Here is a 24,807-nt window from a genome sequence, read left to right as displayed (position 1 = left end):
TATCTCCAAGCAATAAGACTTGCAGATTCCTGTGCAAATGGTTTATAAATAGGATTGAAAAATCTTATCTTACTTATCGTTAATACGCTTATTGATACTGAGCATTGATAGCCGTTTATTAATATTAAATTGAGTCGGCTAATCAATAATATGTTGACAAGGAGTTAGTCATGTCGCGTTTGTCCCTTTGGTCAATCACAACGTCGTGCAGTGCCTTATTATTTACCTTTGCTGCGGCCGGTCAGGTTCATGCCGATAGTCTGAGCGCCTTGATTGCGCAAAAATCTGTCCAACCTGATTATAGCGCCCGTTATACCCCAACGTATTCAGCGGTCCCTTCGGCCAAAATTAGCACACGCTCTACCATTCAACGTGCTGGTAATGCCACTAGCTATCGCTCGAATTCGAGCAACGGCCAACCAAGCTATTCTAGTAATAGCTCTTCTAATAACAGCTACTCTAATAACTCCTATTCTAACCAAAATGCTTACATCGGTAATGCCCAAAGCAATTACCGTTATCCTGAAGTACAGCGCCAAGCACCATCTGTTCTGCCCGCATTTTTATCTGGCAATTATGACAATGTCGATAGCGAATATTTACCGCTGCTGAGCAATGCTGAAACCCAAAGCAGTCGGGCGGCGCGCGAAGTGATTAGCACTGCGCGCAAGATGGCGTTAAATGAGCGTACGATTATTAAAGGTGGCTGCTGGGACTATCTCAATGCGGTGTTTAATCGAGCAGGGGTAAGCCGCGATACCATCCATAAAGGCACTTACGGTCAAGGCCCTTATGCCAGTAGCAAGGATATTGAAGTCGGTGATTGGCTGTATTATATCAATCATGGTTACAATGGTGTCGAGCATAGCGGACTGTTTGTTGGCTGGGTCGATGAGCGCGCCAAGCAAGCATTAATACTGAGCTATGCCGGTGAAAATCGCCGTGAGCCTGCGCGCTACCGTGTTTATGATTTAAGCAACGTCTATCAAATCATGCGACCAAACGTTTAATTTTTAAGGGTATTTATTCAGCTTACTTGAGAGATAAAAAAAGCGTCCGTCACTTGTTAGAGTAACGGACGCTTTTTTATGGATTTTAGAATAAAGATAAAAATGCTTATAAGGTAAATAAGCCTTATTGTTAGCTGTTTTTAAAAGGGTTTTACCACCACTAAAATCACAATAAAGATTAACGCAAATACTGGAATTTCATTAAACCAGCGCCAAAATTTATGCGATTTATAATGCGGATTATCAATGAGCTTTTTACGATAAAATCCGCAAGCCCCATGATAACCAGAAAGTAGCACCACCAATAATAATTTTACGTGTAGCCAGCCCTGAGTTTTATAAACATCCCAGCCCATTCCCAACATCCATAAACCAAACAACCAGGTGGCTATCATCGATGGTGTCATGATACCGCGATAGAGCTTGCGCTCCATAATGGCAAAGCGCTCGTGGCTGATGCTATCTTCGCTCATCGCATGATAAACGAATAGGCGCGGCAAATAAAATATCGCCGCAAACCAGCACACCATAGAGATAATGTGTGCCGCTTTAATCCAATTGAAATAATCTGCCATCATATTCTCTCTTACGATTTGATATCTTATGCACAATTTCTTGATTCATAACGTCGGCAAGCTTAGCGCAGATTACGTGATAATGGTAGCGGCACGCAAGGCATTTACTCTGCTAAGACAACTTGCGACTGATGACCACTCATGGCGTCAAGCACCGGTACTTGCTTTGGCGCTCGTGGCGCGGCAAATTGCTTGGTTAACCCAAGCTCGCGCATCAGTCTATCGTCACCCGACTGGCTGGCATTGCCCGTGGTCAGTAGCTTATCACCATAAAAGAATGAATTTGCCCCTGCCATAAATGCCAATGCTTGCTCAGAGTCAGATAAGCTTTCGCGTCCAGCAGATAAGCGTACGTAGCTGCTTGGGCAGCAAATACGTGTCACGGCAATCGTCCGTATCCATTCAAGGACTGGCAGCTGACCTTCTGCTAAAACCTTGTCGCCGATAGGCGTACCTTGAATAGGAACCAATAGATTGACCGGAATCGACTCGGGTGCTTTTGGCATTTTCAGCAGCTCATGGACCCAGTCGATGCGGTCATTACGGCTTTCGCCCATACCGACGATGTTGCCGCTACAAACGTTAATACCTGAATTGCGTACGTTTGCAATAGTATCTAGACGCTCATCATAGCTGCGGGTACTGACTACTTGCTCGTAGTAACTTCTTGAGGTATCGAGATTATGATTGTAATAATCTAAACCTGCATCAGCCAATTGTGCTGCTTGGTCCGTATCTAGCATGCCAAGGGTCATACAGGTTTCAAGCCCCAATGCTTTGACTTCTTTGACCAGTTCGACCACATAAGGCATGTCTTTGGCGCTTGGGTGTTTCCACGCTGCACCCATACAAAAACGCGATGAGCCTGTGGCTTTGGCGCGTTTGGCGGCGGCAATGACCTTATCGACCTCGATACGTTTTTCCGCTTGTAACTTAGTGGTATCGCGGTGATGACCAGACTGGGAGCAATAACCGCAATCTTCTGGACAGTTACCGGTCTTGATAGATAGCAAGGTGCTGATCTGTACTTCATTGGCGGTAAAGTGTTGGCGGTGGATCGTCTGTGCTTGCAGTAATAAATCCATCAAAGGCAAGTCAAACAATTGAGCAATCTGTTCACGGCTGTGCTTACTGGCAGCTTGTTGCTTGGTATTAGTCGCGTCTGTTGCCAATGTCGCTAAAAAATCATGGGACGCGTTTTTATTATTAAGTGTCGTATCAGTGTGGTTATGATTATTGGCATTCGGTTCTGAGATGTTAAGCAATCCTGCCATGAGATAAATCCTTTTATAACGGTATTTAGAAGTATTAGATAAATTAATAGCTATTAGTTAAATGAAGAACAATTAAATAACCTTGGGTTTATGCCTTTGTTAAAGTGTAGACAAAATAATTTAGGCAATAAAAAAAGGTTGCCGTATAGTATACCGCAACCTTTTTAGAAAATCAGAATAGTGCTAAGTAGCTCGTTAAAGGTTAGTCAGCTAATTAATTAGGTGACGCAATTATTTACCCAACTTGTGCTTAGCAACGCCGATCCAATGATTGGCAAGTTTTTGGGCTTTATAAGCATAAGGTTTGGCTTGCTGGATATAAGGTTTGTACTGTTCTGGAACGGCTGGCACGATGTGTTTGGCAAGCTTATTGAACCACATCATTAGGCTATAGTCGCCCTCGATGCTCAAATTGCCTTCTTGCACGGCAGTCATAAAAGCAGGCAGGCTGCCTTTGGTCAATAGCTTAACGCCAGTCATCGAGTCTTTAAAATTAATCGTCAAATCAGCGTCTTTGGCATGACCGCTATGTTGACTAAATTGACCATTATCAAAGCTATAGTAACGCGCAATATCAGCGTCAGTGCTGGCAAGCTCGATAGTGACTTTGCGATCAGCAAACAGCGCTTTAACGTCTTCATCTTCGCTATCAGCGAGCATCGATAAACGATAACCAATCACCGCTAATAACACATCTAATGGGTCAGACTTAATATCTAATACAGGAACAGTAAACATAATCGAACTCCTAAACAACCTAAAGAATGAGAAATGAAACGCAAAATAATGCGTACTTTATAACAATTTTTATGACAAATATATAATTAGATTATAAACGATTGAACAGATAATAAGTTTCCATTCTTTAGGGTTTACGTAGAGTGCCTTAAGTATCTTGTAACATTCGATGACAGCCGTATGATAGGGACAAGCTTAGTAAATGACTGAATTAGTGAAAGCGCGGTTGATAGTCATCATCATAAACGGGCGTGTGTTCAATATAGCGGGCGGCTTGTAGCTCGCGCTGCTGATGTACAGTGCGGCTGACGTCTTCGTAACGCAAAGCTCTATAGAGTACCCAACCTATCAAAGGCAACCAGCTAATACCCATCGCGACCACATAATTGTGCCATTCTGATAGTACCGACCAATAACTTAATAAGCTATAAATGGCTTCAACCGCCAACCAATACGCCATGCCACCAAACAGATACCACAGTAACCAACGCTGCGCTGATAAAGCCAGCGCAAGCACCAAGCCCATTAGCAGTCCAGTACCCAATATGGCACCTGCGCCCCATGTCTCACTGGCAAAAGTAGAAAATATGGTTAATAACATTGTTCATCTCGCTCTTTATCAGGTGAATTCCAACAGGGTCATTATGGAAGTTTGCGAGCTAAAGCTAAAGAGGCTAGCGACGACTTTGCGACAACAGCTGACGTTTGATTTTTTTAAACAGTTTTAAGAAACTTACGCGCAAATATTGCCGTCAATAGCAACAAAAAAGCGCCTTAATCGTAGGCGCTTTTTTGGACTTAATTTACTTTTAACGTAGATTTGGCTTTAAGGACGAACGCCGCGGCGCCCCCACCATGATAAGGCGGTGACCAAAACAGCGCCTAACAGCATTAAGCCTAAAGTGGTTAGCCAATGAGCACCCGTAGGATATTGCCATGGCATGACGTTATTGATAGCAGCGCTATTTAATGTACCGAGCGCATCGGTTTTCCATGGCCAAACTTTTACCAGCGAGCCTGCGATAAAGCCTGTCAGCAAAGCGAGGGTTGCTTGATAATAGCGTGATAGCAACCATTTGAGCATACGCGTAAATAATAATAACCCCGTTGCCATGCCAGCTATGACGGTAAAAATAATACTAAAGTTTAGCGTATGCACCGCTTCGAGTACGGTGTCATAAGCGCCCATTAATAATAGAATAAATGAGCCTGAGATACCGGGTAATATCATCGCACAAATAGCAATCGCACCTGCAAGAAACAAATAAGGCAAACTTGGCGCGGTGGTCAATAAGGGCAAGCTACTGATGACAACCGCGCTACCAGCGCCTAGCAAGAACAATACCACCCGTCCTATATTCCAGCGCGTGATCTCAGTCAATAAGATAAAGACTGTTGCCACCACCAAACCAAAAAAGAATGACCAAATCAGTAAAGGCTGATGGTCGAGTAAATGCTTAATAAATCCAGCTAACGTAGCAAAACTGGTGGCGATACCAAGTAACAAGCACACCAAAAAAGTGGCATCGACTTGCTTCCATACGGCGACCAAGCCTTTAAGCCCGCCTTGTTGACGAAATATTTGCCAAAGATGAGGACCGACGCTACTCAAAGCATTAATCAAGCGCTCGTAAATCCCTGCAATTAGGGCAATCGTGCCGCCAGAAACACCGGGTACAATGTCTGCTGCACCCATCGCAATGCCTTTGGCATAGACGCCAAATAGCTGCTTTGGACTGTCATTATAAATAGGGGTGCTTTCTTGGGATAAAGACGCATTATCTATAGGAGTGGAAGATGACGGCGCATCTGGCCGCGGTGATTGTGATGCCGTCATGGACAGTCCTTTTTTATTTAATAAGATAAAAGTAAGATGAATAGGGTAAAAGAGATGTAGATATAAAAAAGCTTCAACCATAAAAGCTAGGCTAAAGACAAATCCTTAACCTAGCTAATTTTTTAGAATGGTTAAGCGTTATTTAGTGCGGGCAAAGGCTGGATAGCCAAGCGCATAAAGCACGCCTTCAAGCCCTGTGACATTGACCGCAGCGTCCGCACGCGCTTGCACGATGGGTTTGGCATTAAACGCCACGCCCAAATCTGCCAGCGCCATCATCGGTAAATCATTGGCACCATCGCCGACGCAAACTACTTGTGACATATCAATACCCAAGCGCTCAGCAGTATGTTCAGCAATCGCCGCTTTTTTGGCGCCATTAATAATCGGCAGTTGCACATGACCGGTCACTTCGCCGTCTTCGATATCTAGCGCATTGGCGTGGACTTCATCGATACCCAATTGCTCAGCGATATAACGGGCAAAGTAGGTAAAGCCGCCTGAAACCAAGACGGTATGATAACCCAAGGCTTTAAGGGCGCTGATAGTGGTCAGCGCGCCTGTTGATAAGGTTAAACGGCTACAAATATCATCGAGCACATCGGTCGATATGCCTTTTAATAACGCCACGCGCTGTGCAAAGGATTCATCAAAATCCATCTCACCGCGCATCGCCGCTTCGGTAATGGCTGCAACTTGCTCGCCAATCCCTGCAGTTTTTGCCAGCTCAACGATGACTTCTTGTTCAATCAAGGTCGAATCCATATCAAAACAGGCCAGCTTATGGGTACGTAGCATATGACCGACCGACAAGATATGACAGTCGACCACATCTAAATGCTCGCTACCTATGGTAGTTTGCGAGTTTTTATAGTCTTCGGTTAACTCGTGGCGCAGACGGGTGGTCAATTGGTCATCGATAATGTGCGCCGCTGCTGTCTTTTTAGCAGGGTGCATGAGAGTATCGGTGACGGGTACTAGCAAATAGCGGAACACTTGCACATCAATAAACGAGCGCTTGGCAAATGGCTGCGTGGTATCTATATCAGCAATCTCAATATCGACAAAATTGGCGTCGGCGTCTTCTGCGACAGTGACCAAGTGCCAGTTTGGCTGTTCATCGACCCAAGACTGCACATATTGATGAATATCGAGCGAAGATACATGCGTCGGCAATACCACAATCAAGGCAAACACGGGCAAGGATTGTAGCGCATCAAAATCATGTAGATTTGTGCCTTCAGGCAATAATGAGGCTACAGAATCGACCGCTTGTTGCCAAGCTTTGCTGTCTTTTGGTAACGAGTAAGATGTATTTTTTTGCATCGCTCAATTGTCCCTTGTATGCTGATATAAGATTGGGAATAATAGCAGCTTTACTGGGCAGCGCCTATAGGTGAGGTACAAAGTCTCACAGTCTGATAAAAACGCTTAGCATACCCAATTAACAGGCCTAAAAAGCGCCGCCGCATAGAAGAAAATTCTTACAATAAATTTATGCGATTCGCTAACGCCATAACCCTTACTATGATGATATAGTAGAGAAAATAAGCGCTCGATTTGTCGGTAAATGTATGAACCAAACATAATTGCACAACAAAACTGCTGTACGATGGCAAGGTCTTATCAATAGTATTGGTTTCAGTGTCATCTGTTTAGGTGCTATTTGTTTAGGTGCGATGCGTTTAAATACTGTAATACTATTGATTGAGTGGCGGCGCTAGTGAATTAAGCAAAAAACAAATAGTCAAATTAAGAGCGGCATACACTTCTAGAAAATGAGCCTTAGCCTCGTTTTTTTTACTTCCATTTATCCAAAAAAGTTTACCATATCATGACGTATTTAGCGCCGCGGCAAGGGTTGTTTGCCATTATTCTTCTGGTTAGTTTTTGTTTGCAGTCCCTATTATTGGTCATCAGTACCGATCAGCAGCTGAGCAATAGCCGTGCCCAAAAGGGCGAGCAAATGGTCGCTCAGCTTATTGATGAAGCGCGCTTATCTTTAGAAAATAAAGACCGCGTCAGCCTTAGCGTCATAGCCAATCGTTATACCAGCGAGCAGGATGTCACGCGCATTTTGATTAAAGACAATAATGGCGATGTCTTGGTGCCAGTCGGTAATGCACCGATGCAGCAAGGCGATACCATTAGCCAAATCGCCACCAAAGGCGATGCAGTCATCGGTAGCGTGGCCTTGACGCTTAAAGACATTAGCAAGGGTGAGATTATTGCCATGCAGTGGCCGTTTGTGATTGGTTCGATGCTGCTGCATTTATTGCTATGGCTGATTTATGGTTATATTGCGCGCCCAACCAAAGAGCAAATCAATGCCCTAAGCCGCGCTATTCAAGATTTACATCGCGAGCAGTACAGGCAGATCGATCAGCGCGAATTTGCGCGCGGTTATGAGCGCAACCTTGAGCGTGGCGATGAAAAAGAAGATGTGTCAGCAGAATCCGCTAGTGCAGCCAATGCCGCGGCTACCAGCCACAATCCAAATGCTGATAAATCAGACCTACCGCGTAAACTCGATATTCATAGTGCGGTCAATCAATACGTTAGAGGGCAGCAAGGTCAAAATCTTGAGCTTGATGCGACTCATGACACAACTGCACGTGCTATGAGTAACGATGGCGCGGACAATCTACAGGACCAACTGACTGCTGGCAATGCTAACAATCATGACAGCCATAGGCCTAATGGCTCTAATGGTATGGCTCGGCTGTCTGCCAACCGTCCATTTGATAGTGTCAGCGTCCAGATAGTCTTTCATGATGAGTTCAATATGCTCGAGCGCTTAGCGCCGTCGCAGCGCCTGCCTTATTTGGCATTATGTACGCAGTTATTAAATCAAGCGGTGACCGAATTACTGAAGCAGCCATTATTGCTTGGGGTCAGCGCGATTAATGAGCCACACTTTGATGAAAGCGGCGCTTATGTGATGCTAAAGGCAGATAATAGCCATGCCAAAGTAGCATTGGCAGGGGTGATGCTCGCTAAGCTGTATCTCATGCTCAATAAAATTATCCACGATAAGCATATCGAGCTGTCAAGATTTGCCTTACCAGCGAAAGCGGGTGTCAGTGACAATGCGCAAGTTGAGGCGATGAGTCATTTATTAGAGAGCGTCGGTAAAAAAGAGCAGATGCTTATTTTGCTACCAAATGCGGGTATTAAACAAATCAATCATCATGTGCAGCTCCAAAGCGTCATGCGCCCAACGACCGTTTATGAGCGCGAATGTGCGATATTCGATGGCGGTAATGATGCCATGATTCAGCGGCTGGCTGATGTACGTAATGCGGTATTGATGATTGAAGAGACAGAAGAGCAGGGGTAAATTTGTCACTTTAGACGTCAGTGAATCTCTACAATTGCCTGTAAGATAAATGCTTGTGCGCTTATTAGCTTTGAGCATAACGTTGTCATAGTGATAAAAAGGATTGACAACGCTTGGGAGAGACTTTATAAGGCATATATATATTTATGTATTTTTAATACCTTTGCCGAAAAACGATAGGAGCTTGTCATGAGTGACGCTGATATTGATGACGATTTTGATGACGATTTTGTCGATGATGACGACGCCAAGATGGTGGAAGAGGCTGAAACCAGTGTGCGTACGCGCTTAAGTAGCCTTGAAAAACGCCGTTTGATTGATAACTTACTAGAAGAAAAACGTCTAGAAAAAGAGCTTAAAGACGATCTTGATGACATCGATAATTTTGATGAAGATGGCGATGACTGGGATGATGACGATATTTAACCCGTTATTTCTGTTTTAAGTTTGCCGCTTGATATTCAGGAAAAGTAGAGATAATGGCTATGTGTTAGCCGAAAGTTGTTAACTGGTTACACAGATAAGCAATCATCATGTTAAGTATATTGTGCTAAGCTGATTGTCAGAGGTTTTTAATAATATTAAATTGTTAAAAATGATGCTGCAATCAGCTCTTTTTATGTTGCCATACTCATGTATGGCGTACGCCGTAATCTAGCCGCCAAGGACTCCCTGCTATGAATAACCCACTCAGTTTCGATGAATTATTAGACTATTTGGACAATGATGAGAGCCAGTTCGTGCTTGATAGTGTTGCCACCCATGGTTTTTTGACCGCGACAGTTATTGGTCGTCCGTTGCCAAATTGGCTAGATGCGCTATTTGAAGGTCACGTCAGTGACATTCCTGCAAATGTGATTGACGGTATTCAGCGCTGGCGCGACTCGATTATGGCTGAGCTAAAAAACGAGACGCCGATCGAGCTACCCTTTGGTGAAGATGCGGGTGATGAAGAAGTGGCGGTCGATTTCTCAGAAGAATCTGATATTGTTGCTTGGTCGATTGGTTTTGTCGATGCGATGTATGGCGATGAAGCCAGTGATTGGTTTGAAGATGAAGAAACGGCAGAAGATGTGGCGGTCTTAACCTTACCTATGATTGTGCTAAGCGGTATCGATGATGAAGATCCTGAGCTTGCCGAAATGCGCGCTGATGAAGATAAAATGGCACAAATGGCCAATAGCATCGAAGGCAATTTAACCGAGCTGTTTTTATTGTTTCATACCAATGACTAGCAGGGTTTGTTTCAACAATATTGATTGTTTATTATTCATTGAAACCATAAATCTTCATTGAACCCATAATTGAACCCATATAAGTCACCGATAAGGCTGTAGCATGACTGTGCAACTTTCTAACCTTGAGCACTTACCCAACTACCAGATTACCGAGCGCTTGGACGTCGTTTACGGTAGTACTGTGCGTTCAAAGCACGTGGGCAAAGACTTGTTCGCTGGGCTAAAAAATATCGTTGGTGGTGAGCTGACGGCCTATACCGAGCTGTTAGAAGAGTCACGCCAAGAAGCGATCGATCGTATGGTCATCAAAGCAGAGGCCTTGGGTGCTGATGCTGTGGTAGGTCTGCGGTTTTCGACTTCGAGCATTGCCCAAGGCGCTTCTGAGCTGTTTGTCTATGGTACCGCGGTTAAAGCCGTGCCCATGCCGCAGCAGTCCGTCTCTTCGCCGTCATCTCATCAACCGCCAAGCAATCCTTCTGGTCCTACAGGTTTGCAAAATCACGACCAAGCAGCGCCGCAAAACCCCAACGTCGCCGCTGATGATTTGCCACGTTTCAATCCTTTTGGTTAATTAACCAGTAAAGAAAGCAGCAATGCTTTTTGACGCTCGAGACGGTCCATGAATAATTCTCTCACCCAAATGCTCATCAACTACGCGCCGCTTCTGGTGTTGTTTGTGGTCGGCTGGTTTTTTGGCTCACGGCATGAGCGTCAGCACTTGGCACAATTAAAAATCGCTGAAAAAGAGCTTGGTCATATTGTCGTCTCGACCGAGCGCTTTTATGTACCCAAACTTGCAGCTCATACTGAGGGTGAATTGGTACTTGGCAGCGTGGTGATTGCGCAAGATTATTTTAAAATGGTCATTGCTCGCGTTTTAAGTATCTTTGGTAAAAATCTCACTACTTATGAAACTTTGCTCGACCGCGCGCGCCGTGAAGCCGCCGTACGTATGCGTAGCCAAGCGCAGGCGAAAGGCTATAATCATATTTATGGCCTGCGTTTTGAAGTCAGTAATGTCAATCAGTTGGGCAGTATGGTCGAAGCCATTGCCTATGGTACCGCCGTCCATAGTTGTGAGAATTCTGATAAAGCCTCAATCCTTTAAAGCCATTTAACCCTAACCATATTAAACCTTCTGGCAAATCCTCTTATTTAGACTAAAACCCTTTCTATTTCTACTCTATTCCCACATTTCACACTTGACTGATGAGTCGCTGAATAAAGCAAATATGTATGACATTTGCGCTATATACTCGCTATATGTTTTGCTGACTTTTATGCTATAAGCACTCTCATGAAAGCTATAGTGAGTGAAAAGTAATATCGATATATCAGCAATTCAGCATAACAATGAGTGATGGCCGTTGATGCTAAGCGTTAGCCGCTATTAACCAGCCTTAGCAAGGAATGCTAAGCCGTTATCACTCAATCATTAGCAGTTGATCTAGGAATAGGTCACATTTACAGGGATGTCATTATGGAAAGTTTGGCGCTAGTTACTTTAGTAAACTCAGTTATTATTCCTATTTGCTTGTTTTTAATCATGATGGGCATGGGCTTGACCCTCGTCACCAATGATTTTAAACGGGTGCTAAAATACCCCAAGGCTGTGGGTATAGGCTTGACCAATCAGCTGATACTACTGCCAATCATCGGCTTTGCCTTAGCCAATATCATGCCATTACGCCCAGAGTATGCCGTTGGCGTTATGCTGCTTGTGCTGTGTCCGGGCGGCACTACCTCAAACTTATTTACTTATTTGGCCAAAGGTGATGTGGCGCTGTCGGTGACGATGACCGCAATTGCCAGCGTTATCACGGTATTTACCATTCCAATTGTACTGAGCTTTTCGTTGATTTATTTTATGGGCAGCGGTAGCGCGTTTGAATTGCCCGTATTAAAAACGGTGCTTACTTTGGTGCTGCTAACGATTGTGCCTATTAGTATCGGCATGCTGATTAAGCGTTACGCGCCAGCAGTCGCCGATCGCTCACAAGTCTATGTGTCGCGCTTTGGAGTGCTGTTTTTAACGTTTTTAGTGCTGTTTTTGGGCTATGTGCAACGCGATATCATCGTCGATGCCTTTATCGCTACCGGCCCTGTGTCGATAATATTGAACCTTTTAACCATGGCGCTTGGTTATTATAGTAGCAAATGGTTCGGTCTAAATTTGGCGCAAAGAACGTCAATCACGCTAGAAGTCGGGCTCCAAAACAGTACATTGTCGATATTTATGGCGTTGACACTATTATCGAACTACGATATGTCGATGATGCCAGCCATCTATACCTTGGTAATGTTCTTGACGGCAGGGATTTTGGTACGCATATTTAGCGCACGGCACAATAAACTGAGAAAGTCTGAAATAGAAAGCAGTGTATTAGCCGCGCGCATGCTTTAACGCTAATGATTTAGACAGACGTTAAGCAGCTATAGCCAATTCAATATAAAAGTGGTTCATTTAAAATAGCGCTCTGCTGGAATAAATTTTCCTCGCTTGCTATGGGCTTCGCACGCTAAAGGCTTCGAAAAATTTATTCCAGCAGTCCTATGACATTTCTAAATGGAATTTACTATATATCACTCGTTCATAAAATCCCACAACAGGTTTAAATGCTTAAAATCTGTTATGGGAAATTAGCTTAAGGATTTTACTACTAATTATTGTTAATAAGGTCGGCGGGTATTTATACGGCTGTTTATATTGTTGCCTTCATTTGGTTTGTCTTTGGCAGTTTCTTCTTTTGCTTTGGCAATATCAAACAAGAAGGTACGGTTTTTTATGACTGCGACAAATACCACCCCGCCAACGGTATTACCAACCAATATCATCGCCAAAAATAGCAAATAGCGCGCTAAGCTGACGGTATTGCCATAAAGCAAAGCAGATAATATCTCGATATTACCGACGATACTATGATGCAAACCTAAAAAGCCAATACTGCCAGAAATCAAGGTCACTAAAACAATGCGACTAAGGGTATCGCGCGCCGAGGTCACAAGCCAGGCGGTAACGCCCATCATCCAGCCTGCCAAGATGGCGCTACCAAATATCACCCACCATCTAAACCCTAAGATATGCTCGGCATAGGCATCGATGTCACTGACGCTAAACAGCTGCATATTTAAACCTAGTCCGATCATCAAAGCGGCAAATAAACAGCCACCAACGACGTTACCGGCGATGACAATGCCCCAAAGGCGTAGCAATTTGTGTAAGGGCTCGATTTTGTTGAGAACAGGCAGGCTCAGCAGTGAGGTTTGTTCGGTAAATAATAGTGACTGACCGATGACGACAATAATAAAGCCAATCGGATAAAGTAGGGAAGCGAGGACGATCGCGTAATGACTGGGGAGCCGCCACTCAAAAGCGCAAAAGCAGATAAAATCATAAAGAAGCTGATACCAATCTCAAGCCCCGCAGTAAAAGCACTAGTAAATAACGAACCAAGCGAGCGCTCAAAAGTTTCTCTGCCATCCATCACCTGCTCAACCAAGATACTGGCATAGCTTTTTGCTTGGCTGGAATTATCATCGTTGGCGACTTTTTTGATGGTCTCTTTGTCTTCTTCGCTAATATCCTCAGAGAAATCTTCGTCCTCTAAGTTTTCTGCGGTATCGGAGTCGCTCTGCTCCTCAGTATCGCCTTCTACTTTATCTTCAACGCTGTTTTCTTCAGCAGCTATAGAGCGTACATCCTCTTTTTTTTCAGCTTTAAAGTGGCTGCTATTGCTACTATTATTGTTATCGTTGTGCTCGCCATCTTTAGACACGGTCGGCTCGCTGTTTATCTGATGATAATTTAGGTTTTTCTTTATTTTAGCGTATGCGCAGCGTTTATTGTGTTGAGTGTTCAGCCGATTACTGTTGTAAATTGGCCCCTGCCGCTATTGAAGACTGATAAATGTCCTTAGCATCTAACAAAATCTGCTTATCTGCGTTAAAATCACTCTATTAATTATTTTCCCTATTTTTCGATAACTTTGTTTGACCACCTTCATTTCTAATAAAAGACCATCCTATTATGAGTACTCCTAATACCCCTGACTATCCCAAGAGCAACACCAAAACCAACCTGACCCAATCGATTCAGGCTGCCTTAAGCCAATTAGAGAACGCCTACAATCCAAGCGATGTCGAAGCAGGCATGTATCAAGGCTGGGAAGATAGCGGTTATTTTAAGCCAAGTTTTGATAAAGACGAGTCATTTTCTATCGCCTTGCCGCCACCAAACGTCACCGGTTCACTGCATATGGGTCATGGCTTTAACAATGCCATCATGGACGCACTAACCCGTTATCATCGCATGGATGGTGATAATACCCTTTGGCAACCGGGCACCGATCACGCCGGTATCGCCACCCAAATGGTCGTTGAGCGTCGTTTGGAGGCGCAAGGTTTGAAGCGCCGTGATATGACGCGCGAAGATTTCATCGATAAAGTGTGGGAGTGGAAAGAAGAGTCGGGCGGCAATATCACCACGCAGATTCGCCGCCTTGGTAGCTCGGTTGATTGGTCGCGAGAGCGCTTTACCATGGACGATGGTTTATCCAATGCGGTCAAAGAAGTGTTCGTTCGTCTATATGATGATGGGCTTATTTATCGTGGAAAGCGTTTGGTCAACTGGGATCCAAAATTTCAAACCGCGCTATCAGATTTAGAAGTTGAAAACGTCGATGAAAAGGGCAGCTTGTGGCATTTTCGCTATCACTTCACTGAGAAAGATATCACAACCCAAGATGGTAAGGACTATCTGGTCGTTGCCACCACGCGCCCTGAAACCTTGCTGGGCGATACCGCCGTTGCCGTCAATCCAAAGGACGAGCGTTACGCGCACTTGATTGGCAAAACCATTACCTTGCCAATCACTGGTCGCATTGTTCCTATCGTTGCCGATGATTATGTTGATATCGAATTTGGTACTGGCTGCGTAAAAATCACCCCAGCCCATGATTTTAACGATTATGAATTGGGTCGACGTCATAACTTACCATTGATTAATATCCTTGATGAGCGCGCCAATATCTTACCAGCCATGGAAGTCTACCCTGACTTGCAGACGCGTGAGCCAACGCTGGAGACGACGCCAAGTGACTATGCTGGGCTTGAGCGCTTTGCCGCGCGTAAATTCTTGGTTGAGCAAGCAAGTGAGCAAGGCTGGCTAGAAGATATCGAAGACTACGCACTCAAAGCTCCGCGTGCTGAGCGTGGCGGTACCATCGTTGAGCCGTGGTTGACGGATCAATGGTATGTGGCCGTCAGTAAGCTTGCTGGCCCCGCGATTGATGCGGTAGAAGACGGCCGAATTGAATTTGTCCCTGCGCAATACAAAAACATGTATATGGCGTGGATGACCGACTTGCAAGACTGGTGCATCAGTCGTCAGCTGTGGTGGGGACACCGCATTCCTGCATGGTATGACGACGCGAATGGCGAGATTTATGTTGCCCGTGATGAAGCGGAAGTTCGCACTAAATATAATCTAAGCGACGATGTTAAATTGCGCCAAGACGATGATGTGCTTGATACCTGGTTTAGCTCGGGACTTTGGACCTTTAGTACGCTCGATTGGGCAGATCCGAACGCTGATCCACGCGTACTAAAAACCTTTCACCCAACCAGCGTGTTGGTGACTGGCTTTGACATTATCTTCTTTTGGGTCGCACGCATGATCATGATGACTATGCATTTTGTGAAAAATGAAGACGGCACGCCGCAAGTACCGTTTAAGACTGTTTATGTGCATGGTCTGGTTCGTGATGGTAACGGTCAGAAAATGTCCAAATCTAAAGGTAACGTCTTAGATCCTATCGACTTGATTGATGGTATTGATCTGGAAGCGCTGGTAGAAAAACGTACCAGCAATATGATGAATCCAAAAGACGCGGCAAAAATTGAAAAGCAAACGCGTAAAGAGTTCCCAGAAGGTATCCCAGCTTACGGTACCGATGCGCTGCGCTTCACCTTTACCTCCCTTGCGAGCACTGGCCGCGATATCAACTTTGATCTCAAGCGTGTCGAGGGTTATCGTAATTTTTGTAATAAAATCTGGAACGCCAGCCGCTTTGTACTGATGAATTGTGTCGATAAACAAGGCAACGCCCAAGCGATTGACCAGACCGCCAATGCAGATGTTTGGGAATTACCAGAAAAATGGATCATGAGTCGCCTTAACTCGACCATTAGCAATATCCATCAGCATTTTGCCCAGTATCGCCTCGATATGGTCAGCCATGATATTTATGAGTTTATCTGGAATGAATACTGTGATTGGTATGTTGAGCTTGCCAAAGCCAGCCTAAATGATGACTCGGTATCAAGCGAGCGTAAAGCGCAAATCCGCTATGTGCTGCTGCATGTGCTTGAGACCGCGCTACGCTTTAGCCATCCAATCATGCCGTATTTGACCGAGCAAATCTGGCAGACGGTGGCACCGCTATTGGGTCGTAAAAACACCGACAGCATCGTCGTTGCTGACTATCCACAAACCGATACTGCGCAAATCAGTGAGCAAACTGAGGCTGATATGGCGTGGCTTCAAGAGCTTATCGCCAGCGTGCGTAATATCCGTGGTGAGATGAAACTCGGTAATGCGGTACGCTTGCCAGTACTGCTACAAAATATCTCTGCTGATGAAGATGCGCGCCTATCACGCATCAAAAATCAGTTTAAAGCGCTTGCCAAAGTTGAGAGCCTAGAGATCGTCAAAGAAAGCGATGAAGTGCCATTGTCATCATCAAGTATGGTCGGTCAGCTACGGGTACTTGTACCCATGAAAGGGCTAATCGATCCAACGGCTGAGCTGGCTCGTTTGGGCAAGTCATATGATAAGTTGAAAGGTCAAGCCGAAGGCATCGCGCGTAAGCTAGGTAATGAAGGCTTCGTCAGTAAAGCGCCAGCCGAAGTAGTTGATGCTGAAAAGGCGAAACTGGCTGAGCTAGAAGGGCAGCTGACGGCGATGACAGCGCAGATGGAAGAGTTAAAAGCGTTGTAGTTGCAAAGTAGGTGTAGGTATCTATATCAATTAAGAGCGCTGTCACAACTGTGATAGCGTTTATGACGTGCCTACTGATACCGCTTGTGACAGTATCGGCGGCGTGAGCAAATCCATATTAGTCCCATTGGCTATTGGTGTTAAAGCAAAAGAATACTGTTTTCCACAGGCAATCGCTGAGTACTGGGAAAGCTATCCTGCCAAATCGTAGAGAAGAACGATTTATATTTACCTAATCGCTAAATAAGCTACGTACCGGCAGCAAAACCGTGCAAAATCAGTCTTGTACTCAGTTATTAATTTCTTTATCTTTGATAGCTTATATAAGTAGAGCAAATCTAATAAATTAATATTTAACACTGACTGATAAACTCCCATGACCCAACCAGAAAAAGCCTTTTATTATCGACCAAAGACCAATCAGCACAATAGCCCCGCGGTGCGTTGGGCATTTTTGATATTTGGCTGGATATTCTTTGTATTGGGAATTATCGGTGCATTATTACCGGTGATGCCGACCGCGCCTTTTATATTACTGGCAGCAGGTTGCTGGGCACGTAGCTCACGACGTTTTCATTTTTGGCTCATTAATCACAAGTATTTTGGTAAGTTTGTTCGCGATTGGGAAGAGCGCCGTGCCGTACCGCTATATGCGAAGTGGTTAGCAACGATTATGATGACACTATCGATATCAATGTTATTTTATCGTCTGCCAGCGGATATGGTGTGGATGGCGTGGCTAGTAGCAGCGATTTGCACTGGCGTCGCCATATATTTATTCCGTTTGCCGAATGCCTAGACTTAGCGGTTAAATGCTTAAAATTTTTGTTAATTGTCTAAAAATAAAGCAAATAAGTGCAAAAAATAGCCAATAATTGCGCTTTGTTACACTAAAGATAAGATAAGGCTTGCGATACTGCGCTAGGCCACCTATAATACCTCCAAGCTTAAGAGCAGTTCTGCACCAAATCATTACCTCGTAGTATTAGTTATAATCCTTCGTTTTAATATTTATCGTTCAGTAGCTATTTGCAAGCGTTATCGGCCAATTAGGCCAAAAATAAATTAAATATCAGGGTTATGACTATGTCAGACGTTCAAAAAGGTACAGTTAAGTGGTTCAACGAAGCTAAAGGCTTTGGTTTCATCGCTCCAGAAAACGGCGCAGACGTTTTTGCTCATTACAGCGAAATCACTGGTTCAGGTTTCAAAACTTTGGCTGAAGGCCAAGAAGTTGAGTTCACTGTAACTCAAGGCCAAAAAGGCCCACAAGCACATAACATCGTTGCTATCTAATTTGTCTTTATAGACAATTAGAGCTAGATGAATAAAAAAACGAGCCTTAGGGTTCGTTTTTTTTCACCTATTATTTATGTTTATTGCTTTTGATAAATAAATAGTAAAGTCTTAGAACAACAATGCCGACGATTATAGTGATAATCGTCGGCATTTTTAGTTTTATTGGTGCGTAAATAGCTTTTTTACAGTGAAGCGATGCCAATATTGATCAAGCCGCCACCAACGATTAACCAAGTAAACATAATCGCCCCAAGTATCAATGGTTTGACGCCAGCTTGTTTAATGGCACTCATATGGGTGGTCAAACCAAGGGCAAACATTGCCATCGTCAATAAGACATCATCAAGCATGACCATGCTCTGCTCAAAGCTTGCCGTCATCGGTATCCACGTATGCAATACCACCACCAAAATAAAGATAAAGGCAAACCAAGGGACTTTCACTTGTTGCACACGATTTATGAAAGACGGCTTTTCGCCATTATCACTACTGGTTTTGGTTAAGGCAAACGATAAAATCAATAAGAAAGGTGCCAGCATCATCACTCGTATCATTTTTGTGACGACCGCGGTATTGCCAACCTCGGTGCTGACGGCGTTACCAGCGACCACTACTTGTGCCACTTCATGAATGGTTGAACCGGTATATATGCCGTATTGCTGAGCGTTTAGCCAAGGTTGTAGCCAGCCAAGTTGATATAAAAATGGATAGAGCAGCATGGCAATCGTGCCAAAGACCACCACGGTGGCAACGGCAATGGTGACTTTATGCGCTTCGGCTTTGACCACGGGTTCTGCGGCAATTACCGCTGCAGCGCCACAAATACTTGCCCCTGAGCCGATCAATAGCGTCGTTTGCTTATCGACTTTAAGCCACTTTGTACCGAGCCAATAGGTAAGTAAAAACGTTGAGGTTAATACCAATGCATCAGTCATTACGGCGGGCATACCAACGCTTGTGACTTGGGTTAAAGTCAGTTTAAAACCGTAAAATATAATGGCTAGGCGCAGTATTTGACCTTTAGCAAAACCAACACCCGCACTTAATTGATCAGAAAAATTTGGATAAATCGTATTGCCAAGTACCATGCCAAGTAAAATTGCTAGCGTCAACGATGACAGACCAACAATTTGTCCATTTGACCATGTGTCTAGGCTGATATTTAACCACAAACAAAACAAGCTCCCAATCAGCACGACGATAAGTCCCATCGCATGACGATTATGCGGGAAGTAATTATTCATGGTTTGTGCCACTGCGTTCATATCGTACGCATCCTATTTTTTATCATCTATAATCGAAATAAGCATAAGCTTATGAATAGACAGTATAAGACAAACCGATTTATAATAAAAACAGATTAATAAGATATAAGCCATCGATTTATTAGGTTAGTAAGTAGTTTCTGATATTAAATGATTTTTTAGAATTTTATAGTTTGTATAGGATGTCAGAGACATTATGAAAAAGACCGTTCAGACGCAGCCGAAGATTACCCTTAAGCAGCTATCGGTGTTTGTCAGTATTTATCAAACTGGCAGTACCAGCCGTGCCAGTGAAGCGCTGCATTTATCGCAGTCAGCGGTCAGCAGTGCACTCACTGAGCTGGAGGCGCGGTTACAAATGCCGCTATTTGAGCGCGTCGGGCGCAGGCTCAATCAGCATCCAAACGCCCATCCTATCTATATACAGGCGCAAGCGATTTTGGGACAAGCTTTAACGCTTGAGCATTATCATAAGCATCAAGCAGGGCAGATTCATATTGGTGCTAGCACGACTATCGGTAATTATGTATTGCCGCCGCTGCTTGCCAAATTATACGAAGCGCTACCCGATGCCCATATCGATATGTATATTGCCAATACCCAAGAAGTGGTCGGCGAGGTTGAGCAATTAAATATCGATATTGCGCTTGTAGAAGGTATGCCGCGCCCGACAGATATGAAAGTGATTGAGCAGCGCGCTTGGCGGACCGATACCTTGATGGTATTTGCTAAATCTCATAGTAAATGGCTGGCAAACATGGACTATAACCATAAAGAAAAATGCTATGAGCTCAGCGTTGAACGATTGGCAAGGCTGCCATTACTGGTACGAGAGGCAGGTTCGGGGACGCGGCAGATTATCGATGAGCAGTTATTGCAGCATCTACCGCATGCCGAGATTGTCATGGCAATTCAGCAGTCAGAAGCCATTAAGCATATGGTCAGCGCCGATATTGGGCTTGGCTGCTTATCGCAGTATGTCATTCAAGCAGAATTGGATAAAGCAGAGCTGGTGCAGGTGAAAGTAGCAGGTATTGATTTAGCGCGCACGTGGTGGCTGGTGTGGCATAAAGCGCGTCATCAAAGCCCCATTTGGCAGAGTTTTATTGATATTTTGACAGAAGATTGATTTTAGTAGTAAACATAGAGGTATTGGATAGAGTCTCTACTATTTTGATGGATAATAAAACAGCGCACTGTCACACAGTACGCTTTTCTCAATGAGCTTTTTTAATAACTTGGGAATTATGTTAAGTCTGTTCTTAGCGTTATTTATTAACGGGTTTATCGAGTCGCACCACTAAGCTGTCGCATGGGACGTTTGGCAAGATATTATCTGCCGTCGCGCCACTTAGCCAAGCCGAGATACCGTGGCGCTCATGCCGACCGATGACCAATAAATCAACGTCATGCTTATGGCAATAATTGACGATACCCTCACTGTTAGAGATAGCGGTTGTTACTTCAGAGTTGACCGCGTGCAAGTCATTACGCTCCAAAAACTGAGCCAGTTTGGCGCGCGCTTCTTGGCAGCGTTCATCATCGATTTCATCGTATAAGCTTGAGGCAGGCACCAGCTCATAGCCAAAGCCGACCATGGTATCTTTGACGATATGTAATACCGATAATTTGGCGTTCGGACGATTCTCGACGATACGTTTGGCCTTTTGGGCGACCACATCAGCGTCGGACATCAAGTCGGTGACCAATAAAATATGTTCGTAACTCATGAGCTGCTCCTTTTGACAGATGATTTCAACTATAGCACTACTACTGACTGCTGTTAAGTAGGCTTTGTTAAATCCACACTATCTTTATGATGTATTGTTGAAGCGTTATTATTTTTCTCCTAGCGCTATCTTGACTTATCAAGCCCTAAGCCCCATCTAGTTTCGTTAGGCAAATCCTTTTTAGCTGTTAATTGCCATTCTATTTAAAGATTACCTATATTTTTATAACACGGCTATTTTTATAACTTTTACAACGCTATTAATTTTAGACCAATCAATTTTATAAATATAAACCTTTCCATTTTTGATTGTTTATCCTGAGATGCTTTATCAGTTAACGGCCACATGAGCGCTTAACGAAGAAGCTATCAGGTTACTCTATAAGGACAACTATGACTGACACGCCATTTACCGCTGATTTAACCCTACATCCAGCGTTTGAGCTGCTTGAGCACCGTCATATCGATGCATTGTCGATGGACGTATTGATAAGCCAACACATCAAGACGGGCGCAATGCATTACCATTTGGCCCATCCAAGCGATGAAAATGCCTTTTTGGTCGGCTTTCGTACTCAGCCAATGGACTCAAAAGGTGAGGCGCATATTTTAGAGCACGTGGCTTTGTGTGGCTCTGAAAAGTTCCCTGTCCGCGACCCGTTCTTTTCGATGATTAAACGTTCATTAAACACCTTTATGAATGCCATGACCGCCGCCGATTGGACGGCGTATCCGTACGCGACCCAAAATAAAAACGACTACTTTAATTTGCTGGCCGTTTATCTTGATGCGTCGTTTTTCCCCAATATTCATCCGCTGGATTTTGCCCAAGAAGGCATCCGCGTTGAGTTAGACGAAAACGATAAGCCGCAGTTTAAAGGCATTGTGTTCAATGAGATGAAAGGCGCAATGAGCGGCGAGATTGATCAGTTGTATCATACGGTCGCCCATCATTTGTTCCCAACGACGACCTATCATTATAATTCGGGCGGCGATCCTGCTGATATTCCTGATTTGACCCATCATGAGCTGGTTGAATTTCATCAGAGTCATTATCATCCGTCAAACAGCGTGATCATGAGCTTTGGTAATATTCCGGTCGCTGAGACGCAAGCAAAAATTCATGAAGATGCTTTGATTCAGTTTGAAGCGGGTAAAAAGCACGTCTCGCGTCCAGAAAAACGTCTGTCTGCACCAATTAGCGCGGTTGATACTTATACCGCTGACGAAGCCGGTCCAGACCAAACGCATCATGTGGTGGCGTGGTTATTGCCATCGATTACCGATCCCAAGCAGCGTTTAGCACTGCGTCTATTAGAAGGCGTGTTGGTTGAGCATGCTGGTTCGCCCCTGCGTGCGTATTTGGACAGCCATCCGCTTGGTAAAGCGCCGAGTCCGCTATTGGGACTCGATGACAGTCATTATGAAATGGTCTTTTATACCGGTCTGCGCGGTTCAAACCCTGAGCATGCCGAAGCGGTAGAGCAGGGCATTCTTGATTTACTTAAAGAGGTGGCGAGCAATCCGATTGATGATGAAACCATCGAAACCATTTTGCACCAAATCGAGATTGATCAGCGCCATATCGGCGGTGATAGCATGCCGTATGGTTTAAACCTTATGTTAGAGGGCTTTAGCACGGCGATTCATGATGGCAACCCTATCGATGTGTGGGAAGTTGATGAGCACTTGCAATGGCTGCGTGAGCAAGTCAAAGACGAACAGTGGTTACCGAATTTAATAAAGACCCATTTGCTCGATAATCAGCATCGTGTCCGTGTCACGTTGACGCCTGATAGCGAAAAAACTGCCCGTTTGGCAGCCGCTGAGCAAACCCGTCTTGATACCATTGCGATGGATTTGACCGCTGATGATAAAGCTATCTTAAAACAGCAAGCGCTTGATTTGGCAGCGCGCCAAGCTGCGCCTGATGATTTAAGCTTATTGCCAAAAGTTGGTCTAGAAGACGTGCCAACCGATATCAGCTTTAAACAAGGCACGCAAAAACAAGTAAATTTAAGCGGGCAAGACAGCACCTTATTTGAATATGAAGCCGGTACCAATGGCTTGTATTATTACCAAGTGATAGTGCCATTGACCGATGCGATTGGTAATCAAGACACCAGCGAGCTACCGGTTAATGAAGTCATCAATCATCCGCTATTGCCGATCTATTTAAGCTTATTGTCAGAACTGGGCACGGACTCGCTAAGCGCTCATGAAATGCAGGCCAAGCAAGCGGCGCATTCATCAGGAGTGACGGCGCGTATCAGCCAGCGTACCAATATCGATGATAGCCAAGCGATTAGCAGCTACTTCGTCGTCGCTACACGCGCGCTAAATCGTAAGCCTGAAGCCATTGATTTGCTTAAAGAAGTCATGGAGCACAGCGTCTTTAGCGAGCATAACCGTATTAAAGAGATTTTGCAGCAGCGCGCAGCTGGTTGGCAATCAAACCTTGCCGGTTCTGGGCATTCGTATGCTATGCAAACCGCCAGTCGCGGCATGAGCCGTCAAGCGCAGTTAGAATATGTGCGTAGCGGGCTGCCAGCATTGAACGCGCTAAAAGACTTCTTAACCCACGCCAGTAGTGACGATAGGCAGTGGGATAAATTGGCAAGCAGTTTGATGGATTTACATCAGCGTATAATAAGTTTGCCGAAACACGCCGTCATTATCTGTGAAGCCGAGCAAACTGAACGTTTAAGTAACTTAATCGTTGAGAGCTGGAAAAACAGTAAAGCGTCACAAATTGCGGAAAAATTAAGCCATACTGAAACGGCTATTGAAGCGAGCATTCCAAGTGAGTTTGCAGATTTACAGTTAGACTCGGCGCTCAATGGTAAGAATGATGGCGCTCAATTAGAAGAGGTTACTGCTGACGATTTGGCGTGGCTAGTGCCAACCAACGTTTATCATAATGCCAGCGCTTATACTGTACCAGCCGCCGACCATCCTGATACGGCAGCCTTAATGGTGTTGGCGCCGTATCTGCGCAATGGTTACTTGCATAGTGCCATTCGTGAGCGCGGCGGTGCTTATGGCGGCGGCGCAGGTTACGATGCCAATGCTTGTGCCTTTAAGTTCTTTAGCTATCGCGATCCGCAGTGTGCCGAAACCTTTGCCCATTTTGATGCCAGTATCGAATGGCTATTAAACGAGCCGCAAACCGATGAGCAATTAGAAGAAGCGATTTTGGGTATTATCTCAGGCATGGATAAACCAGGCTCTCCAGCAGGTGAAGCGGTAAAAGCCTGCTTTGCCAATCTGCATCATCGCGGCGTCGACTGGCAGCGTAAAATGCGCGCGGCGATATTATCTGTGACGGTTGCTGACTTGCAGCGCGTCGCTAAGCAATATCTGCAAGGTCAAAAACACGTGCGAGCGGTACTAGCGCCGTATGATAAAGAAGAAGCCGTAAAAGAGTTAGGTTTTAACGTTTGTAAAATTAAAAGCTAGTTGTTAATTTAGCGCAAAAACAGTCATCGCAAATCATTGACTGTAT

23 protein-coding genes are annotated in these 24,807 nt (G+C 44.6%); 13 read left to right on the top strand and 10 right to left on the bottom strand.

Annotated features, from left to right (window positions below):
• Positions 1–170: 170 nt before the first annotated feature.
• Positions 171–1,010, top strand: coding sequence for a hypothetical protein (locus JMX70_RS03555; RefSeq protein ID WP_201589556.1), 840 nt, complete (start codon positions 171–173; stop codon positions 1,008–1,010).
• 140 nt (positions 1,011–1,150) lie between these two features.
• On the opposite strand, the gene hemJ is transcribed toward JMX70_RS03555, so the two are convergent.
• From hemJ to serB, 6 genes are all read right to left on the bottom strand, one after another.
• Entirely contained in the window at positions 1,151–1,585 is a 435-nt protein-coding gene (gene hemJ, locus JMX70_RS03550) for a protoporphyrinogen oxidase HemJ (RefSeq protein ID WP_191690361.1), read from the bottom strand.
• 104 nt (positions 1,586–1,689) lie between these two features.
• Complete coding sequence (bioB, locus tag JMX70_RS03545) at positions 1,690–2,859, bottom strand: biotin synthase BioB (RefSeq protein ID WP_201589553.1); 1,170 nt, start codon at positions 2,857–2,859, stop codon at positions 1,690–1,692.
• A 231-nt stretch (positions 2,860–3,090) separates the two neighbouring features.
• Positions 3,091–3,597, bottom strand: a complete 507-nt coding sequence (locus JMX70_RS03540; RefSeq protein ID WP_201589551.1) for an SCP2 sterol-binding domain-containing protein — start codon at positions 3,595–3,597, stop codon at positions 3,091–3,093.
• Between the two features lie 211 nt (positions 3,598–3,808).
• On the bottom strand, positions 3,809–4,198 hold the full coding sequence (gene aciT / locus JMX70_RS03535) for an AciT family ciprofloxacin tolerance protein (protein ID WP_068403623.1): 390 nt from the start codon (positions 4,196–4,198) through the stop codon (positions 3,809–3,811).
• 225 nt (positions 4,199–4,423) lie between these two features.
• Positions 4,424–5,434 (bottom strand): DUF368 domain-containing protein, encoded by a 1,011-nt coding sequence (locus JMX70_RS03530; RefSeq protein WP_201589549.1) that lies wholly within the window; start codon positions 5,432–5,434, stop codon positions 4,424–4,426.
• 138 nt (positions 5,435–5,572) lie between these two features.
• A complete protein-coding gene (serB, locus tag JMX70_RS03525) occupies positions 5,573–6,760 on the bottom strand; it encodes a phosphoserine phosphatase SerB (protein ID WP_201589547.1) in 1,188 nt (395 codons plus the stop codon).
• A 508-nt stretch (positions 6,761–7,268) separates the two neighbouring features.
• On the opposite strand from serB, the gene JMX70_RS03520 reads away from it, so the two are divergent.
• The 6 genes from JMX70_RS03520 (at position 7,269) to JMX70_RS03495 (ending at position 12,416) form a co-directional block, all read left to right on the top strand.
• The gene (locus JMX70_RS03520) at positions 7,269–8,774 is read left to right on the top strand and encodes a hypothetical protein (RefSeq protein ID WP_201589545.1); all 1,506 of its coding nucleotides are present in this window, start codon (positions 7,269–7,271) and stop codon (positions 8,772–8,774) included.
• Between the two features lie 189 nt (positions 8,775–8,963).
• Entirely contained in the window at positions 8,964–9,200 is a 237-nt protein-coding gene (locus JMX70_RS03515; RefSeq protein WP_068403618.1) for a PA3496 family putative envelope integrity protein, read from the top strand.
• Positions 9,201–9,451: 251 nt separating this feature from the next.
• Positions 9,452–10,009, top strand: a complete 558-nt coding sequence (locus JMX70_RS03510; RefSeq protein ID WP_068403615.1) for a UPF0149 family protein — start codon at positions 9,452–9,454, stop codon at positions 10,007–10,009.
• A 103-nt stretch (positions 10,010–10,112) separates the two neighbouring features.
• The gene (locus JMX70_RS03505) at positions 10,113–10,583 is read left to right on the top strand and encodes a YbjQ family protein (RefSeq protein ID WP_144297803.1); all 471 of its coding nucleotides are present in this window, start codon (positions 10,113–10,115) and stop codon (positions 10,581–10,583) included.
• Positions 10,584–10,631: 48 nt separating this feature from the next.
• Positions 10,632–11,120: a YbjQ family protein gene (locus tag JMX70_RS03500; RefSeq protein ID WP_191690270.1), complete on the top strand. Its 489-nt coding sequence runs from the start codon at positions 10,632–10,634 to the stop codon at positions 11,118–11,120.
• Between the two features lie 372 nt (positions 11,121–11,492).
• Positions 11,493–12,416, top strand: coding sequence for a bile acid:sodium symporter family protein (locus JMX70_RS03495; RefSeq protein ID WP_201589543.1), 924 nt, complete (start codon positions 11,493–11,495; stop codon positions 12,414–12,416).
• 266 nt (positions 12,417–12,682) lie between these two features.
• Here JMX70_RS03495 and JMX70_RS12445 read toward each other — a convergent pair whose 3' ends face one another.
• Together JMX70_RS12445 and JMX70_RS12440 are read right to left on the bottom strand one after the other, a co-directional pair.
• The gene (locus JMX70_RS12445) at positions 12,683–13,306 is read right to left on the bottom strand and encodes a formate/nitrite transporter family protein (protein ID WP_265089123.1); all 624 of its coding nucleotides are present in this window, start codon (positions 13,304–13,306) and stop codon (positions 12,683–12,685) included.
• Positions 13,264–13,788 carry a hypothetical protein gene (locus tag JMX70_RS12440; RefSeq protein WP_227671150.1) on the bottom strand — a complete coding sequence of 175 codons (525 nt, stop codon included), beginning with the start codon at positions 13,786–13,788 and terminating at the stop codon, positions 13,264–13,266. The genes JMX70_RS12445 and JMX70_RS12440 overlap by 43 nt, the downstream gene beginning before the upstream one ends.
• 251 nt (positions 13,789–14,039) lie before the next feature.
• Here JMX70_RS12440 and JMX70_RS03485 point away from each other — a divergent pair, with 251 nt between their 5' ends.
• The 4 genes from JMX70_RS03485 (at position 14,040) to cspE (ending at position 18,305) form a co-directional block, all read left to right on the top strand.
• Positions 14,040–17,009: a valine--tRNA ligase gene (locus JMX70_RS03485; RefSeq protein ID WP_201589541.1), complete on the top strand. Its 2,970-nt coding sequence runs from the start codon at positions 14,040–14,042 to the stop codon at positions 17,007–17,009.
• Positions 17,010–17,076: 67 nt separating this feature from the next.
• Positions 17,077–17,220 carry a hypothetical protein gene (locus tag JMX70_RS03480; RefSeq protein ID WP_201589532.1) on the top strand — a complete coding sequence of 48 codons (144 nt, stop codon included), beginning with the start codon at positions 17,077–17,079 and terminating at the stop codon, positions 17,218–17,220.
• 165 nt (positions 17,221–17,385) lie between these two features.
• The gene (locus tag JMX70_RS03475; protein ID WP_201589530.1) at positions 17,386–17,808 is read left to right on the top strand and encodes a YbaN family protein; all 423 of its coding nucleotides are present in this window, start codon (positions 17,386–17,388) and stop codon (positions 17,806–17,808) included.
• Positions 17,809–18,095: 287 nt separating this feature from the next.
• Positions 18,096–18,305 (top strand): transcription antiterminator/RNA stability regulator CspE, encoded by a 210-nt coding sequence (cspE, locus tag JMX70_RS03470; RefSeq protein WP_068403593.1) that lies wholly within the window; start codon positions 18,096–18,098, stop codon positions 18,303–18,305.
• A gap of 185 nt (positions 18,306–18,490) precedes the next feature.
• Here cspE and JMX70_RS03465 read toward each other — a convergent pair whose 3' ends face one another.
• Positions 18,491–19,573, bottom strand: a complete 1,083-nt coding sequence (locus tag JMX70_RS03465) for a YeiH family protein (RefSeq protein ID WP_201589528.1) — start codon at positions 19,571–19,573, stop codon at positions 18,491–18,493.
• 196 nt (positions 19,574–19,769) lie between these two features.
• On the opposite strand from JMX70_RS03465, the gene JMX70_RS03460 reads away from it, so the two are divergent.
• On the top strand, positions 19,770–20,702 hold the full coding sequence (locus JMX70_RS03460) for a LysR substrate-binding domain-containing protein (protein ID WP_201589525.1): 933 nt from the start codon (positions 19,770–19,772) through the stop codon (positions 20,700–20,702).
• A 139-nt stretch (positions 20,703–20,841) separates the two neighbouring features.
• On the opposite strand, the gene JMX70_RS03455 is transcribed toward JMX70_RS03460, so the two are convergent.
• Positions 20,842–21,303: a universal stress protein gene (locus JMX70_RS03455; RefSeq protein WP_068403584.1), complete on the bottom strand. Its 462-nt coding sequence runs from the start codon at positions 21,301–21,303 to the stop codon at positions 20,842–20,844.
• Between the two features lie 392 nt (positions 21,304–21,695).
• Here JMX70_RS03455 and JMX70_RS03450 point away from each other — a divergent pair, with 392 nt between their 5' ends.
• On the top strand, positions 21,696–24,761 hold the full coding sequence (locus JMX70_RS03450; RefSeq protein ID WP_201589523.1) for an insulinase family protein: 3,066 nt from the start codon (positions 21,696–21,698) through the stop codon (positions 24,759–24,761).
• The last annotated feature ends 46 nt before the right edge of the window (positions 24,762–24,807 follow it).

It is taken from the genome of Psychrobacter pulmonis, from assembly GCF_904846465.1.
In the GTDB taxonomy this organism is placed as follows: Bacteria; Pseudomonadota; Gammaproteobacteria; order Pseudomonadales; family Moraxellaceae; genus Psychrobacter; species Psychrobacter faecalis.
The sequence above is the reverse complement of the archived record's forward strand: the minus strand, read 5'-3'. Positions and strand labels throughout refer to the sequence as shown.